Origin of the sequence: Leeuwenhoekiella blandensis MED217 (genome assembly GCF_000152985.1) — a bacterium.
Lineage (GTDB): Bacteria > Bacteroidota > Bacteroidia > Flavobacteriales > Flavobacteriaceae > Leeuwenhoekiella > Leeuwenhoekiella blandensis.
In genome coordinates, this window is the sequence record NZ_CH672395.1 from 947309 (window position 1) to 961015 (window position 13707).

General features: G+C 39.7%; 15 protein-coding genes. 4 read left to right on the forward strand and 11 right to left on the reverse strand.

What is annotated here, in order from left to right; translation table 11 throughout:
• Positions 1-53: 53 nt before the first annotated feature.
• The 10 genes from MED217_RS04130 to MED217_RS04175 all read right to left on the reverse strand — a co-directional run bounded on the left by MED217_RS04130 (position 54) and on the right by MED217_RS04175 (position 6953).
• A complete protein-coding gene (locus MED217_RS04130; RefSeq protein ID WP_009779223.1) occupies positions 54-533 on the reverse strand; it encodes a thiol-disulfide oxidoreductase DCC family protein in 480 nt (159 codons plus the stop codon).
• Complete coding sequence (locus MED217_RS04135; RefSeq protein ID WP_009779224.1) at positions 508-1572, reverse strand: AI-2E family transporter; 1065 nt, start codon at positions 1570-1572, stop codon at positions 508-510. Before MED217_RS04135 ends, MED217_RS04130 begins: the two co-directional genes overlap by 26 nt.
• Positions 1572-1991, reverse strand: coding sequence for a VOC family protein (locus tag MED217_RS04140; protein ID WP_009779225.1), 420 nt, complete (start codon positions 1989-1991; stop codon positions 1572-1574). Before MED217_RS04140 ends, MED217_RS04135 begins: the two co-directional genes overlap by 1 nt.
• Positions 1992-2015: 24 nt before the next feature.
• Positions 2016-2261 carry a DUF7218 family protein gene (locus MED217_RS04145; RefSeq protein WP_009779226.1) on the reverse strand — a complete coding sequence of 82 codons (246 nt, stop codon included), beginning with the start codon at positions 2259-2261 and terminating at the stop codon, positions 2016-2018.
• A 122-nt stretch (positions 2262-2383) separates the two neighbouring features.
• Complete coding sequence (locus MED217_RS04150; RefSeq protein ID WP_009779227.1) at positions 2384-3181, reverse strand: pseudouridine synthase; 798 nt, start codon at positions 3179-3181, stop codon at positions 2384-2386.
• Between the two features lie 28 nt (positions 3182-3209).
• Complete coding sequence (locus tag MED217_RS04155) at positions 3210-4049, reverse strand: alpha/beta hydrolase (protein ID WP_009779228.1); 840 nt, start codon at positions 4047-4049, stop codon at positions 3210-3212.
• 48 nt (positions 4050-4097) lie between these two features.
• Positions 4098-4301 carry a hypothetical protein gene (locus tag MED217_RS04160; RefSeq protein ID WP_009779229.1) on the reverse strand — a complete coding sequence of 68 codons (204 nt, stop codon included), beginning with the start codon at positions 4299-4301 and terminating at the stop codon, positions 4098-4100.
• 147 nt (positions 4302-4448) lie between these two features.
• Positions 4449-4820 carry a cupin domain-containing protein gene (locus tag MED217_RS04165; RefSeq protein WP_009779230.1) on the reverse strand — a complete coding sequence of 124 codons (372 nt, stop codon included), beginning with the start codon at positions 4818-4820 and terminating at the stop codon, positions 4449-4451.
• 12 nt (positions 4821-4832) lie between these two features.
• Positions 4833-5378, reverse strand: a complete 546-nt coding sequence (locus MED217_RS04170; RefSeq protein WP_009779231.1) for a hypothetical protein — start codon at positions 5376-5378, stop codon at positions 4833-4835.
• A 51-nt stretch (positions 5379-5429) separates the two neighbouring features.
• Positions 5430-6953 carry a helicase HerA-like domain-containing protein gene (locus MED217_RS04175; RefSeq protein WP_009779232.1) on the reverse strand — a complete coding sequence of 508 codons (1524 nt, stop codon included), beginning with the start codon at positions 6951-6953 and terminating at the stop codon, positions 5430-5432.
• 155 nt (positions 6954-7108) lie between these two features.
• Here MED217_RS04175 and MED217_RS04180 point away from each other — a divergent pair, with 155 nt between their 5' ends.
• Complete coding sequence (locus MED217_RS04180; protein ID WP_040532573.1) at positions 7109-7741, forward strand: 7-carboxy-7-deazaguanine synthase QueE; 633 nt, start codon at positions 7109-7111, stop codon at positions 7739-7741.
• 85 nt (positions 7742-7826) lie between these two features.
• On the opposite strand, the gene MED217_RS04185 is transcribed toward MED217_RS04180, so the two are convergent.
• The gene (locus MED217_RS04185; protein ID WP_009779234.1) at positions 7827-8381 is read right to left on the reverse strand and encodes a DUF2911 domain-containing protein; all 555 of its coding nucleotides are present in this window, start codon (positions 8379-8381) and stop codon (positions 7827-7829) included.
• Between the two features lie 255 nt (positions 8382-8636).
• On the opposite strand from MED217_RS04185, the gene asnB reads away from it, so the two are divergent.
• The 3 genes from asnB (at position 8637) to MED217_RS04200 (ending at position 13676) form a co-directional block, all read left to right on the forward strand.
• Positions 8637-10328, forward strand: a complete 1692-nt coding sequence (gene asnB, locus MED217_RS04190; protein WP_009779235.1) for an asparagine synthase B — start codon at positions 8637-8639, stop codon at positions 10326-10328.
• Positions 10329-10601: 273 nt separating this feature from the next.
• Positions 10602-12542, forward strand: a complete 1941-nt coding sequence (gene gyrB, locus MED217_RS04195; RefSeq protein WP_009779236.1) for a DNA topoisomerase (ATP-hydrolyzing) subunit B — start codon at positions 10602-10604, stop codon at positions 12540-12542.
• Positions 12543-12677: 135 nt separating this feature from the next.
• On the forward strand, positions 12678-13676 hold the full coding sequence (locus MED217_RS04200; RefSeq protein ID WP_009779237.1) for a DUF6588 family protein: 999 nt from the start codon (positions 12678-12680) through the stop codon (positions 13674-13676).
• Positions 13677-13707 lie beyond the last annotated feature (31 nt).

Here is a 13707-nt window from a genome sequence, read left to right on the forward strand (position 1 = left end):
GTACTCAAAATTCAATATTAAATTTTAAGCAGCTGGTAATCTTAAGTGGCAATTTATTGAAAAATGATAAAAACAAGTAAAATAATTGTAAGAATGTAATAGAGCCAATAGGGTTTAAAGTGCGTCGGGTCTGAGCCCAAAAGCAGTTTGGTAATCTTAAACATGAATGGGCGATTTTTTGCAATAAAGTTATACCCCTTATCGCTTAAGTATTGAAAACTTCGGCTGTTGATGTACCATTTGTGCATATTGATTTTTAAAGAATCACTATATGTATAACAGCGATAGGCCGAGTCAGGACCGCTGTAGACGCTTCCGTCAGGCTCAATTAATCTGCTGGCTTTTTTAAATTCTTTTAATGGAATATCAGGAAATGCTTTGTGCGCCTCTTGATAGGTTTTATAAGCAATAGCATCTTTGGTTTTGAGTTTCCAACGTGTGACCCAATATTTGCAAAACCCGCAAGTGCCGTCCCATATGAGTACGGGTTTGTTTTCAGGAGGAAATTTAGTTTTCTTGATCTTCTGAAACATCAGGAATGATTTGGTTGATGATTTCAGGTTCAGGATCGCCGTACTCGTGTTTGTAGATCTTTACAACCAGCAAGAATAAACTTATAAGAAGTGGCCCAAAAATTAAGCCTATAAACCCAAACAATGGTACACCGACGATAACACCGATCAGAGTTACCAGCGGATGCACATTAGCTAAGCGTTCTAGCACGTAAAGGCGTATCAAATTATCGGTAGAACCTACAACTACGAGGCCGTAAATTGCAATACCCACAGCCTGTAAATTGTTCCCGCTGGCGATCATTAGGATTGTGACCGGCACAATACCTAATAAAGTTCCTATAAAGGGAATCATGCTTCCAATAGCAGTAATAACAAACCAGAAAAAGGGATCGGGAACACCAAAAATGAAAAAGCCTATTAATGCTACGATTCCCTGAGCAAGAGCAACAAGGGGTATTCCTAGCGCATTACTTTTTACCATTGCGACACTCTCGTGACCTATGCGCGCAATATTTTCTTTATTTAAGGGGATGAATGCGTAAAGTGATTGGTGCAGTTTATCGTTGTTGACGAGCATATAGTATAAAATAAAATACATGATACCTATAGCAATAAACACATTGAACGTTCCTCCTGCAAAATTTTGAAGATTGGTAGAAACCCAGCTTGTGATAGCGTTGGTGTCGATAGATTCACTCACTTTAAAACCAAGATCAGCTTCCCAAACACCTACTTGCTGCTTTACAACTTCAACAACCCGTTCAGAGTTCTTAACCGCTTTACCTATTTTATTGGTAAGCATCATCACCGTAAGTCCTATAGGAACGAGTATTACTAAAAAAGAAGCGAGCATTGCAACTCCTGCAGCAATGCCTTCTTTCCATTTACGTTTGTCAACTAAATAATTATAGAACCTGCGCAGGAGTACATACAAGGTTATTGCGCCTAAAACTCCAGATAAATAAGGTGTCATTTCTTCTATAATCAAGATGAATAGAAAGAGAATGAGTATGATTAAAAAAAGTTGACGTACGAGTTCTGGCTTGAGTTTATTCATTATTTAGCAAATAATTGAGAAAGGTCTTTGAAGCTTTTAAATTCTAGAGCGTTACCGCAAGGATCATAAAAAAACATTGTGGCTTGTTCTCCCGGAAGCCCTTCAAAGCGTATATAGGGTTCAATGACAAATTGAATATTCTTATGTTTCAATTTATCAGCAAAGGCTTCAAAATCGTTCCACTCGAGGACAACGCCAAAGTGTGGTACGGGCACCGCTTTGCCGTCTACTGCATTATGATGCGTACTTTCTTTTTCCTCTTTAGGTTTGTAGTGAATGACGAGTTGGTGCCCAAAAAAGTCAAAATCTACCCAATGCGTATCGCTGCGACCTTCTTGTAATTCTAAGACGTCTCGATAGAATTCACGGGCTTTGGCGACATCATCTACAGGGATTGCTAAGTGAAAAGGAGCTGGCATAAATTGAATAGCGTATTAGGTTGCTTAATTATTACGTAGGGCTTTGATCAATTCTTTCTTAGACATTTTAGATCTACCATCAATACCTACTTTCTGAGCTTGTTGATAGAGCTCTTCTTTGGTTCGCTCTTCGTACTTTTCGGCTTTACCACCTTTTTCACCAGAATCTGGAGTGTTTGCGATTCGGGCTGATTTCTCTTTACTGTAGCCTTTATCTCGTAAAGCTTCGTACTGCTCTTCGTTTTTAACTGAAGGAATTTGGGCTGCCATAAGTATTATTTTCTTGATCTTAACTTAAATGTAAGACGATTTCAACACTTATGCGGCGCTATTAACACAGGTTTAAAGATTTGTCTATTTTGTGTGTTACTCCTCGTGGATGGACTAAGGCTTTAATTGCGGCGCCTGCGTCGAGGTCCTGATGGTCTAATTTCTGGTTTGTTACCTGTTTGGCTTTCTGGTTCAAAAGTCTTTGAGCTTCCTTCTAGAAGGCTGTTGAGTTCTTTCAGTTCGGCTGTAGTAAAGGCTCTGTATTTGCCAACGGGAATATCCAGATTAATATTCATAATACGCACGCGTTTTAAGCGGGTTACATTGTAGTCTAGGTATTCGCACATACGGCGTATTTGTCTATTAAGACCTTGTGTCAAGATAATTTTAAAACGCTTTTTCCCAAGCTGTTCTACTTCACATTTTCGGGTTATGGTGTCTAAAATCGGAATTCCGTCAGACATCCGCTTTACAAAAGATGCATCGATGGGTTTGTCTACATCTACAATGTATTCTTTGTCGTGATTATTACGAGCTCTGAGTATTTTGTTTACAATATCACCATCGTTGGTCAAAAAAATCAATCCTTCACTGGCTTTGTCTAATCTTCCTATCGGGAAAATACGGGTAGGATAATTGATATAGTCAATAATGTTATCCTTTTCTACTCGTGTGTCTGTAGTACAAACAATGCCTACGGGCTTATGAAAAATAAGGTAAACCGGCGGATCTTTTTGTTCGCCTACAATCTTTCCGTCGACTCTAATTTCATCCTCGCTGCTAACTTTGGTACCCATTTCTGGGATGTTTCCGTTTACGGTAATTCTACCGGCATCAATAAGTTTATCAGCTTCGCGTCGGGAGCAGTAGCCTACTTCACTCAAGAATTTATTTATGCGCGTTAATTTATTTTCGGACATAGTAGTTTGTTGTAATTTAAGATAAGACTTATTGGTCTAAAAACTTAACGATTTTCTCATTTACCTGAATATCATAAAGCGAGTGGTTAAGGCCTTCGGTCTCTACAAATTCAGATTCTTCAAGCGCTTCGTGTATGGCTTGTGATCCTGAAAACGGAGTGATGGTGTCTTCTTTATCGTGAATGATCAGTGTAGGAACTTTTATTTTTCGGGCAAAAGCCGAAGAAGAAAATTCAACTGTTTTAAAGTTAAAGGTGTCTTGAAAATAGCGGTCTAATGCTGCGAGAGCTCTGTTGCTGAGCCCTAAGATCTTTTGATAATCACTAAGAATACTTTCTAGCGTGTCTGGCGCGCCGAGGATCACAAGTTTTTTTGTTCTGAAGCTTTCTTTTTGTGATTGATTGTAAAGTACGGTCATCCCTCCAACAGAATGTCCTACGAGATAATCGGGCTGATAAGTCTCTAAAATTTTATTTAAAGCTTGATGGTAAAGCGGTACATAAAAATATTTGCCACTACTATACCCGTGGGCCGGAGCATCAAAGGCTATGATGTTGTAATTCTCTTGCTGAAGTCTGATAATCATTTCTTTCCAGCGGTGACTGTGGCTTTCCCAGCCGTGTACCAGTAAAATGGTTTTACCGGTCCCTGGCCATTTATAAGGTTGAATGTGGTGTTCTTCAACGCTTATTTTAGGCTCTAAATTTGGGTTTAGAAATTCTTCGTGATGAGGTCCTATCTTCCCGCGACGGGGTTTACTAAAGACCTTGAAGGCCTGTTTTGCCGCGGTCTTCGGGGAGAAAATTGCTAGAACGTTTATAGAGCTTCCGATGGCTTTTGGAAGCGCTTTTTTCAAAAATGTATTCATAAAAAAACCCTCTTTTTGGGAGGGTTAAATATACGTGTTATCTAATTTCTAATGTTTGTTTTCGGCGTCGATCACGTCTGTATCTTTTCGGTATTTCAAGAGTGAGATTCCAGATAAAAAGAAAATACCTCCAAGAATGGCAAGCGCCCAAGGGCTAACGCCTGTGCTCATGCTTCCAAAAACACCCATAATACCCACAACAAGTGAGATTGCACCTCCAACGACCATTATTATAGCTAAAATCTTAATCATAATTTTTATACATATTGGTTAGACTTTAAAAGTACTAGAATCGTCTAAGTCAATAATATAGATTAACGAGGCTTTAGCTAAGAATTAATACTTATTTATAAGTTTTAGATTTCCTTTGATTTTGACTTTCAAGGTGTTGAGGAGGTGCTAGAGCGCTTCCCTATTCACTTTGTTGAAGTCAAAAGCAGGCTTGCAAACCGATATGTAAGTGCAGGGCTCATCAAAAGGATTGCTGTATTGTACTCGAGTACCCGCATTAATTCTGATAGATTCCCCTGCTTTTAGAATGATCTTTTCGTCTTCAATTATAAATTGTTTTTGACCGGAAAAGATAAATGTATATTCATCAAATTCTGGCGTTTGAAAAGGTTCGCTCCAGTTTGGAGGAGCAATCATATGAGCAATACTAAGTTCTGAATTGCCATCGCTGGCTTTGCCAAAATGTTCCCCGATGTATTTACCATCATCTGTAGGAACCACAAACGGATTTTTTTGAAGGGTATAGTTTTTTTTAGCCATAGCATTATTGAATTACCACCCAATCATAAAATACTTGATCTTCGCATCGTTTGGAATTTCCGCTTTAGTGACTTTGGTGTCCATATTAAAACGTAATTCTCCAGGCAGTTCGTCGCGATCAATAGTGAAATACGCGTTGATGTCATCAACAAAAATAACAATACTACTTATAAGCGTTTCTATGCGTGAAATTTCATACGCATCGGTCAGGTCTTTATACGTGCTGTTTAAATTGATGCCTTCTTCAGTGGTGTAACGCGCATCAAAGATTTGAACCGTTTTGATTGTTTTGGGATTTCCTTCTTTTACAGGCATCAGACTTAATAACTGCGTTCCGCCTTTTTCATAAATTTCAATGGCATTTACATTAAGCTCTTCACTCAAGCCAGAATTTTGATCAACCACACTATCGTTCTCAAAAAGGGTTTTGAGTTCATTTACTTGAGTGTCTTTGGTCAATGGGCCAACTTGAGTAGCGGTGATTGCAAATTTATCTTCAGAATTACAAGAGGTAAAAAGAACGCTGGCAATAAGTGCAGCAAATAGTATACGTTTCATATTTAGGATCTGGTTTATTCGATTATTTAATTTAATTGTATTGGTCTTACTCTATTTAATAAGCTTTCCTAAAATACCTAAAACTCCACGAATAACCGTAGCGCTGGTAAGTACTTTAATAATTGCTTTTTCTGTTGAATTGCTTCGGGAAGAAGTACGGGTGTTTCGCTTTACTGTTGCACGCTCTTGCTGTGCCTTTTCTTTTGCTTCTTCGCTTTCGGCTTTTTTAATTTTTTCATTGAGCAGTTCATAGGCGCTTTCACGATCTACCGCGTCATTGTATTTAGGTGCAAGAACAGATTTGCGATGTAGCTCTTCGAGTTCGTCTTTAGTCAGAATATCCATACGAGACATAGGTGCGCGCATTAGTGTAGCTGCAAGTGGAGTAGGACGCCCTTTTTCATCCAAAGCAGAAACAAGCGCTTCACCGGTTCCTAACTGCGTAAGCACTTCTGCGGTATTGTAAAATTCTGAAATGGGATAGTTCTCTGCGGTGAGTTTTATCGCTTTTCGATCTTTTGCAGTAAAAGCTCTAAGCGCATGCTGAATTTTTAAACCTAACTGACTCAAAACGCCATCAGGAACATCGGTAGGGTTTTGCGTTACAAAATACAAACCAACACCTTTTGAACGTATGAGCTTTACTATACTTTCAATCTGGCTGTGAAGCGCTTTTGAAGCTTCTTTAAAAATAAGGTGGGCCTCATCAATAAAAATCACCAGTTCAGGTTGGTCGCTATCGCCTTGCTCTGGGAAGGTACTGTAGATTTCAGCGAGTAAGCTCAGCATAAAAGTTGAAAAAAGCTTGGGTCGATCTTGGATATCGGTGAGGCGAATGATGTTTATTTTGCCTCTTCCGCTTTCATCCAGCCGAAGCAGATCATCTACGTCAAAAGATTTTTCGCCAAAAAAGATATCAGCTCCTTGTTGCTCCAGTTGAACGATTTTACGCAAGATCGCTCCTGCGGAAGAAGTGGAGATTCTTCCATATAAATCTTGTATTTCCTCTTTACCTTCGTCTGTTGCATATTGCAGGACTTTCTTGAAATCTTTAAGATCAAGAAGCGGTAAACTTTTGTCATCACAATACTTAAAAAGAATAGCAATGATACCTGCCTGGGCATCGGTAGCGTCAAGAATTCTTGAGAACAAAACAGGACCAAATTCACTCACCGTGGCGCGCAGTCGCACCCCATCTTGCTCAGACAAGGTGAGTAATTCTACCGGGAAATCTTTGGCCTCAAAAGGTAATCCTATTTTTGCGTGACGCTCATTGATTTTGGGATGCCCTTCGCTTGCCTTAGCAATCCCGCTCAGGTCCCCTTTCATATCCATTAATAAGACAGGTACGCCTTTTTCTGAAAGATTTTCGGCTAAAACCTGAAGTGTCTTTGTCTTACCTGTTCCTGTAGCTCCGGCGATTAATCCGTGGCGATTCAATGTTTTTAGCGGAAGGTTCACGTGTGCGCCGGTAATAGTCGTCCCATCGAGCATTGCAGCACCAACGGTGATATATGCTCCTTTACACGTGTTTCCTTGTATGATGTGTTCTTTAAAGGCTTCGGTATGACTCATGGGTAGAAATTTGGACTAAAAATAAGGATTAATGCCAAAATCAAACCGACTTGTAAAATTTAATTTTTAACACTTTTTGCAGGCTTTAGAAGCGCTTTTAAAATAAGGTTGTAAGCCTTTGGTAACGACTTTTATGCGGCGTATCTTTGCGCCCTATGACAAAAGAGGCGACAGCGACCCGGGTAGAGCTGGGAGAGTTACTTCCGTTAATGGAAGAGTTTTACACCATTCAAGGTGAAGGTTATCACACAGGAACCCCTGCATATTTTATTCGTGTGGGTGGTTGTGATGTGGGCTGCCATTGGTGCGATGTTAAAGAAAGTTGGGATGCAGCGATTCATCCGCCTACAGAGGCTGCAGCAATTGTTGCTAATGCTAAAAAATACAGTAAGACCATTGTGATCACAGGAGGTGAGCCGTTGATGTGGGATATGAATCATCTGACTTCAATGTTGAAAGCAGAAGGTTTGCAAGTACATATCGAGACTTCGGGAGCTTATGAATTAAGCGGTCACTGGGATTGGATCTGTCTTTCTCCTAAAAAGCGTATGCTGCCTAAGCCGCGTATTTATGAGGAAGCACACGAGTTGAAGGTGATCATATATAATAAAAGTGATTTCGCATTCGCGGAAGAACACGCAGCAAAAGTTAATGGTAACTGTCAACTGTTTTTGCAGCCCGAATGGAGTGTGAGAGAAAAAATGACGCCATTAATTGTAGACTACGTTATGGCAAATCCTAAATGGAAGGTGAGTCTTCAAACACATAAATACTTGAATATACCTTAAGCGTGTTATTTGAATAACAAGCGCTTGAATAAACAACAAAGGCTTCCAAATTGGAAGCCTTTGTTGTTTTGTGTGAAAACTACTGTTACATTTCAACTTCTTCGATAGGTATTTGAATGTAGGTGTCATCCCATCCTAAAAACATATCAGAACCGCTTTCTGTAGGTTGAAAAGAGATTGAGAAAGATTCGATAGGTGCTGCGGTTTTATGCGATGGAGTCGTAAAACGCACTAAGTCGCGTTCTTCTTTATAACCGTAAGCTCCCCAAGTATCTAAGTCTTTGTTTAAAATTACTGTCCATTCATCTTCATTAGGAATCGTGAAAAGTGTGTAAGTTCCTGCAGGAACCTTTGTGTCTCCTACCATCATGTCTTTATAAAACTTGATCTCGGTAGATTCGTTTGCGCCTGTTCTCCAAACATCACCGTACTTTTCTAAACCATCTTTCTTGGCAAAAACATCACGACCTTTTTTCTGAGGACGACTATAAATTACACGTACACGCGGTGCTTTGTCTTGCCCGCGATACATTGCTATATCTAACGGACTTTTATCTAATTCACTAAATTTTTGCGCATTTACGCTGCTTCCAAAAAATAAAGCTGCAATTAAAAAACTACTTGCTAAAAGGGACTTCATAAAATGTATTTTATTGTTGAGTATCAAAATTTTATACAAATGTACAATGTGGTAAAAACTGTAATTGTTAAGACTTTACTAAAATGGTTGAAGTTTACGCCTGTAAATCGATCTGCATAAAATAGGCATTGTATAGTTTGAATTTGTATTGAAATGAACTTTTAAAGTTTCAATATGTAATCATATAGGTGTTTTTTGTTTGTGAATTAGAATGTAATATACATCTTTGAACCATCAAATTAAAACAATACGATTATGTGTGGGATAGTATGTGCCTATGAATTGAAACAATCTGCTGAGGTTTTAAGACCACAGCTTTTAGAAATGTCTAAAAAAATACGTCATCGTGGTCCAGATTGGAATGGTGTTTATAGTGATGAAAAAGCCATTCTTGCGCACGAGCGTTTATCTATAGTTGATCCTGCTTCAGGAAAACAACCTTTATTAAGTCCTGACGGAAAATTAATTCTTGCTGCCAATGGCGAGATCTATAACCATCAAGAGCTGCGTAAGCAACTTAAAGGACAATACGATTTTAAAACACAGTCAGACTGTGAAGTGATCTTAGCTTTGTATCAGGAAGAAGGTCCTGGTTTTGTAGACAAGCTAAACGGAATTTTTGCCTTTTCTCTATACGATGCAGAAAAAGATGAGTATTTCGTTGCTCGTGATCATATGGGTGTTATTCCACTTTATATGGGATGGGATGAGCACGGAACCTTCTATGTAGCTTCAGAATTGAAAGCTCTTGAAGGAACTTGTACAAAAATTGAATTGTTTCCTCCGGGGCATTATTTACACAGTTCTGATGGTGAATTGAAAAGATGGTATTCTCGCGATTGGATGGAGTATGATGCGGTTAAAGAGAACGAGACCAGTATAGAAAAGTTAAGAGAAGCTTTAGAAGCGGCAGTTCATCGCCAGCTTATGTCTGATGTGCCTTATGGTGTTTTACTTTCAGGAGGATTAGATTCTTCTATTACTTCAGCGGTAGCAAAAAAATATGCTGAAAAACGAATTGAATCTGGAGATACAGACGGGGCTTGGTGGCCAAGGTTACACTCTTTTTCTGTAGGTCTTGAAGGTTCGCCGGATTTAGCGGCAGCACAGAAAGTTGCGGACCATATTGGTACGGTGCACCACGAGATCAAATTTACCATTCAGGAAGGTTTGGATGCTATAAAAGATGTTATTTACAACTTAGAAACCTACGACATCACCACGATTAGAGCTTCAACTCCTATGTATTTGATGGCTCGTGTTATTAAGTCAATGGGGGTAAAAATGGTACTTTCAGGAGAAGGAGCAGATGAGGTTTTTGGAGGATATCTTTATTTCCACAAAGCACCAAACGCTCAGGAGTTTCATGAAGAAACAGTGCGTAAATTAAGCAAGCTGCATATGTACGATTGCTTGCGAGCAAACAAATCATTAGCTGCTTGGGGGATCGAAGGTCGCGTTCCATTCTTAGATAAAGAGTTTATGGACGTTGCGATGAGCATCAATCCAGAAGACAAGATGATCAACGGAGAGCGTATGGAAAAATGGGTACTTCGTAAAGCCTTTGAATCGTATTTGCCAGAGAGTGTTGCCTGGAGACAAAAAGAGCAGTTTTCAGACGGTGTAGGATACAGCTGGATTGATACGCTGAAAGAATTGGTAAATGAAAAAATTAGCGATGAGCAATTGGCAAATGCTAAGTACAAATTCCCAATTCAAACGCCAACGAATAAGGAGGAATACTATTACAGAAGCATTTTTGCTGAGCATTTCCCAAGTGATGCTGCTGCATTGAGTGTACCACAGGAAGCTTCTGTAGCATGTAGTACCAAAATCGCTTTAGAATGGGATGAAGCATTTAAAAATATGAACGATCCATCAGGTAGAGCTGTGGCAAACGTACACAGTGATGCTTATAAAAAGACTGACTCGCTTAGCCAGCCATAACCACGTAAGTTAAAAGGTGCTTTTCATTTTGAGAAGCGCCTTTTTTTTATGGTTTATGAGGGAAAAACTCAACTTCATTTAGAATCATCGATTTTAACCTGAATTTTTTCACAATTTGTTGATAACTTCAACGCTTTGGCTTGCCATTTGCAAGGGTATCGGGGAGCCTTTTTTTATATTTGTTAACTATCTCTCAGCACGCTCAAGAAATGTGCTTAGAGCGGCTAAAAAGGCGACGCTTTTTTAGATAAAAGATTAACTTAATAAAGATTTATGAGCGAAGAAGCCAATAAGAAGCAGTATTCGGCAGACAGTATCCAGGCCCTTGAGGGGATGGAGCACGTGCGTATGCGTCCTTCGATGTATATTGGAGATGTAGGGGTGCGCGGTTTGCATCATTTAGTTTATGAGGTTGTAGATAACTCCATAGATGAAGCTATGGCGGGCCACTGCGACAGCATCAAAGTGATCATTAATGAGAATAACTCAATATCAGTAAAAGATAACGGGCGTGGTATTCCCGTAGACTTGCATAAAAAAGAAGGGGTTTCTGCACTTGAAGTTGTAATGACTAAGATTGGTGCGGGAGGTAAATTTGATAAAGACTCCTATAAAGTATCCGGTGGTTTGCACGGGGTTGGGGTGAGTTGTGTAAACGCACTTTCAACACATTTAAAAGCTACAGTTTATCGCGACGGCAAGATCTGGGAGCAAGAATATGAAAAAGGTAAAGCGATGTACCCGGTTAAGGGCATAGGCGATACCGATGATCGCGGTACTGCGGTGACGTTCTTACCAGATCCATCTATCTTTCAAACGACAACAGAGTACAATTACGATACGCTTGCAAGTCGTATGCGTGAATTGGCATACTTGAATAAGGGAATTAAAATTTCTTTGACAGATAAGCGTCAGAAAGATGAAAAGGGAGATTTTGTTTCTGAAACTTTTCATTCTGAAGAAGGTCTTAAAGAATTTGTTCGTTTTCTTGACGGAAACCGCCAGCCAATCATTGGAGAGGTGATCTCTATGGAAGGTGAAAAGAACGACATTCCTGTTGAGGTGGCGATGATCTATAATGATAGCTACGCAGAAAATTTGCATTCTTACGTAAACAACATCAACACGCACGAGGGAGGTACGCATTTAGCAGGTTTTAGAAGAGGACTTACAAGTTCGCTTAAGAAATATGCAGACGCGTCAGGAATGCTTGATAAGTTGAAGTTTGAAATTGCCGGTGACGACTTTAGAGAAGGACTTACGGCTATTATTTCGGTTAAGGTTGCAGAGCCTCAGTTTGAAGGACAAACCAAAACCAAATTGGGTAACCGCGAAGTGACTTCAGCGGTTTCTCAGGCAGTTTCAGAAATGGTAGAGATCTATCTGGAAGAACATCCTGATGATGCCAAAACCATTGTGCAAAAAGTAATTCTTGCTGCTCAGGCACGTCATGCGGCTAAGAAAGCACGTGAGATGGTTCAGCGTAAGACGGTGATGAGTATAGGTGGCTTGCCAGGGAAATTAGCCGACTGCTCAGAGACCGATCCTGAAGCTTGCGAAGTATTTTTGGTAGAGGGTGACTCTGCAGGTGGAACTGCAAAAATGGGTCGTGATCGTAACTTTCAGGCGATTCTTCCGCTACGCGGAAAAATCCTGAATGTAGAGAAAGCGATGCAGCACAAGGTTTTTGAAAACGAAGAGATCAAAAATATCTTTACGGCTCTAGGTGTGACCATTGGTACCGAAGAGGATAGTAAAGCACTGAATCTCTCAAAATTAAGATATAAGAAAATCGTGATTATGTGTGATGCCGATGTTGATGGTAGCCACATTGCAACACTTATTTTGACATTCTTTTTCCGTTATATGCGGGAGCTTGTTGAAGGTGGTCACGTTTATATCGCGACACCGCCACTTTACTTGCTTAAAAAAGGTAAAAAGATGCGTTATGCGTGGAGTGAGAAGGAGCGTGATGAATATAATGCACAAATGGGAGGAAGTGTTTCTGTACAGCGTTACAAAGGTCTTGGTGAGATGAATGCAGAGCAATTGTGGGATACTACCATGAATCCTGAATTCAGAACCCTGCGTCAAGTAACTATTGATAACGGCACTGAGGCAGATCGTATTTTCTCTATGTTGATGGGGGATGAGGTGCCGCCACGACGTGAGTTTATCGAGAAGAATGCCGTTTACGCAAACATCGACGTTTAAGAATAATCGGTTAAATAATGTTTTAAAAGCCTGTTCATAATGGAGCAGGCTTTTTTTTTGTTAAAATTTCAAAGAATATACGGCGGTGACTCTCAGGGGTTTTGTTATTTTTGAAGAAACCAAATCAATTATTAAATGAAAAAAACATTACTTTTTTGTATTTCAATTTTGGCCTCTGCAAATCTCTTTGCTCAAGAAGACGATGGCTTTGAAGCGATCGTAAAGGCAGGTACTGCAGATGCGACAACATTAATGGGGGCTTACATCGCTCCCGCGATGGAAGGTCTTGTTTATAGTATGTCCGGAGGCTGGTATCATACAGCAAAAACGCATAAATCCTTAGGTTTTGATATAACCATAGGTTTTAATGGGGCGATTGTTCCTTCAGAAAAGGAGTTGTTTGCTTTCAGTGAATTGACTTTTCAGAATGATTATACTGCCACATCAGACATTACACCAACAGTAGCCGGTAGCGGAACGCCTGCTGAAGTTACCTTTGATACAAGCGAAGGTGATGTGACCTTTACAATGCCAGAAGGGGTAAAAGACGATCTGCCAATTAACGCAGTTCCGGCTCCGGCAATTCAAGCCAGTATAGGGGTGATTAAAGGGACAGACGTTATGGTACGCTTTGTTCCTGAAGTAGGTAGTGATAATGTAAAAGGAAAGCTTTTTGGCGCAGGTCTTAAGCATGATCTTATGCAATATTTTGGTCCTTTAGAGAAGCTGCCTTTAAATATTGCAGTTATGGGTGCATTTACCAATATGAATGTAGATTACGATATTCAGGCAGAATCTGATATTGACGGTCGTAATCAAGCGGCTGAATTTAAGTTGAACTCCTATACCGTTCAAGGTGTGGCTTCTTTAGATTTTAAATTCTTGACGTTTTATGGAGGTTTGGGATATACCGGAGGTAAATCAGAAATAAATGTCCTAGGGACTTATGAGTTTGAGTATGATAATGGAACTCCGGGAGAGGTTACAGATCCTATAATGCTTTCTTATAATCCTTCTAGCGTGCGTGCATCTTTAGGAGCGCGTTTAAACTTGGCATTCTTTAAAATATTTGCAGATTACACTGTGCAAGAATACAGTAATTTGAGTGCAGGAATTGCATTCAGTTTTAGATAAGCTACTTTTCCATTTTTTCAAATGGTTGCCA

What these genes read in the sequence shown, in the direction of transcription:
- MED217_RS04130 (WP_009779223.1), bottom strand. Translation starts at nt 533, where the DNA reads ATGTTTCAGAAGATCAAGAAAACTAAATTTCCTCCTGAAAACAAACCC.
- MED217_RS04135 (WP_009779224.1), bottom strand. Translation starts at nt 1,572, where the DNA reads ATGAATAAACTCAAGCCAGAACTCGTACGTCAACTTTTTTTAATCATA.
- MED217_RS04140 (WP_009779225.1), bottom strand. Translation starts at nt 1,991, where the DNA reads ATGCCAGCTCCTTTTCACTTAGCAATCCCTGTAGATGATGTCGCCAAA.
- MED217_RS04145 (WP_009779226.1), bottom strand. Translation starts at nt 2,261, where the DNA reads ATGGCAGCCCAAATTCCTTCAGTTAAAAACGAAGAGCAGTACGAAGCT.
- MED217_RS04150 (WP_009779227.1), bottom strand. Translation starts at nt 3,181, where the DNA reads ATGTCCGAAAATAAATTAACGCGCATAAATAAATTCTTGAGTGAAGTA.
- MED217_RS04155 (WP_009779228.1), bottom strand. Translation starts at nt 4,049, where the DNA reads ATGAATACATTTTTGAAAAAAGCGCTTCCAAAAGCCATCGGAAGCTCT.
- MED217_RS04160 (WP_009779229.1), bottom strand. Translation starts at nt 4,301, where the DNA reads ATGATTAAGATTTTAGCTATAATAATGGTCGTTGGAGGTGCAATCTCA.
- MED217_RS04165 (WP_009779230.1), bottom strand. Translation starts at nt 4,820, where the DNA reads ATGGCTAAAAAAAACTATACCCTTCAAAAAAATCCGTTTGTGGTTCCT.
- MED217_RS04170 (WP_009779231.1), bottom strand. Translation starts at nt 5,378, where the DNA reads ATGAAACGTATACTATTTGCTGCACTTATTGCCAGCGTTCTTTTTACC.
- MED217_RS04175 (WP_009779232.1), bottom strand. Translation starts at nt 6,953, where the DNA reads ATGAGTCATACCGAAGCCTTTAAAGAACACATCATACAAGGAAACACG.
- MED217_RS04180 (WP_040532573.1), top strand. Translation starts at nt 7,109, where the DNA reads ATGACAAAAGAGGCGACAGCGACCCGGGTAGAGCTGGGAGAGTTACTT.
- MED217_RS04185 (WP_009779234.1), bottom strand. Translation starts at nt 8,381, where the DNA reads ATGAAGTCCCTTTTAGCAAGTAGTTTTTTAATTGCAGCTTTATTTTTT.
- asnB (WP_009779235.1), top strand. Translation starts at nt 8,637, where the DNA reads ATGTGTGGGATAGTATGTGCCTATGAATTGAAACAATCTGCTGAGGTT.
- gyrB (WP_009779236.1), top strand. Translation starts at nt 10,602, where the DNA reads ATGAGCGAAGAAGCCAATAAGAAGCAGTATTCGGCAGACAGTATCCAG.
- MED217_RS04200 (WP_009779237.1), top strand. Translation starts at nt 12,678, where the DNA reads ATGAAAAAAACATTACTTTTTTGTATTTCAATTTTGGCCTCTGCAAAT.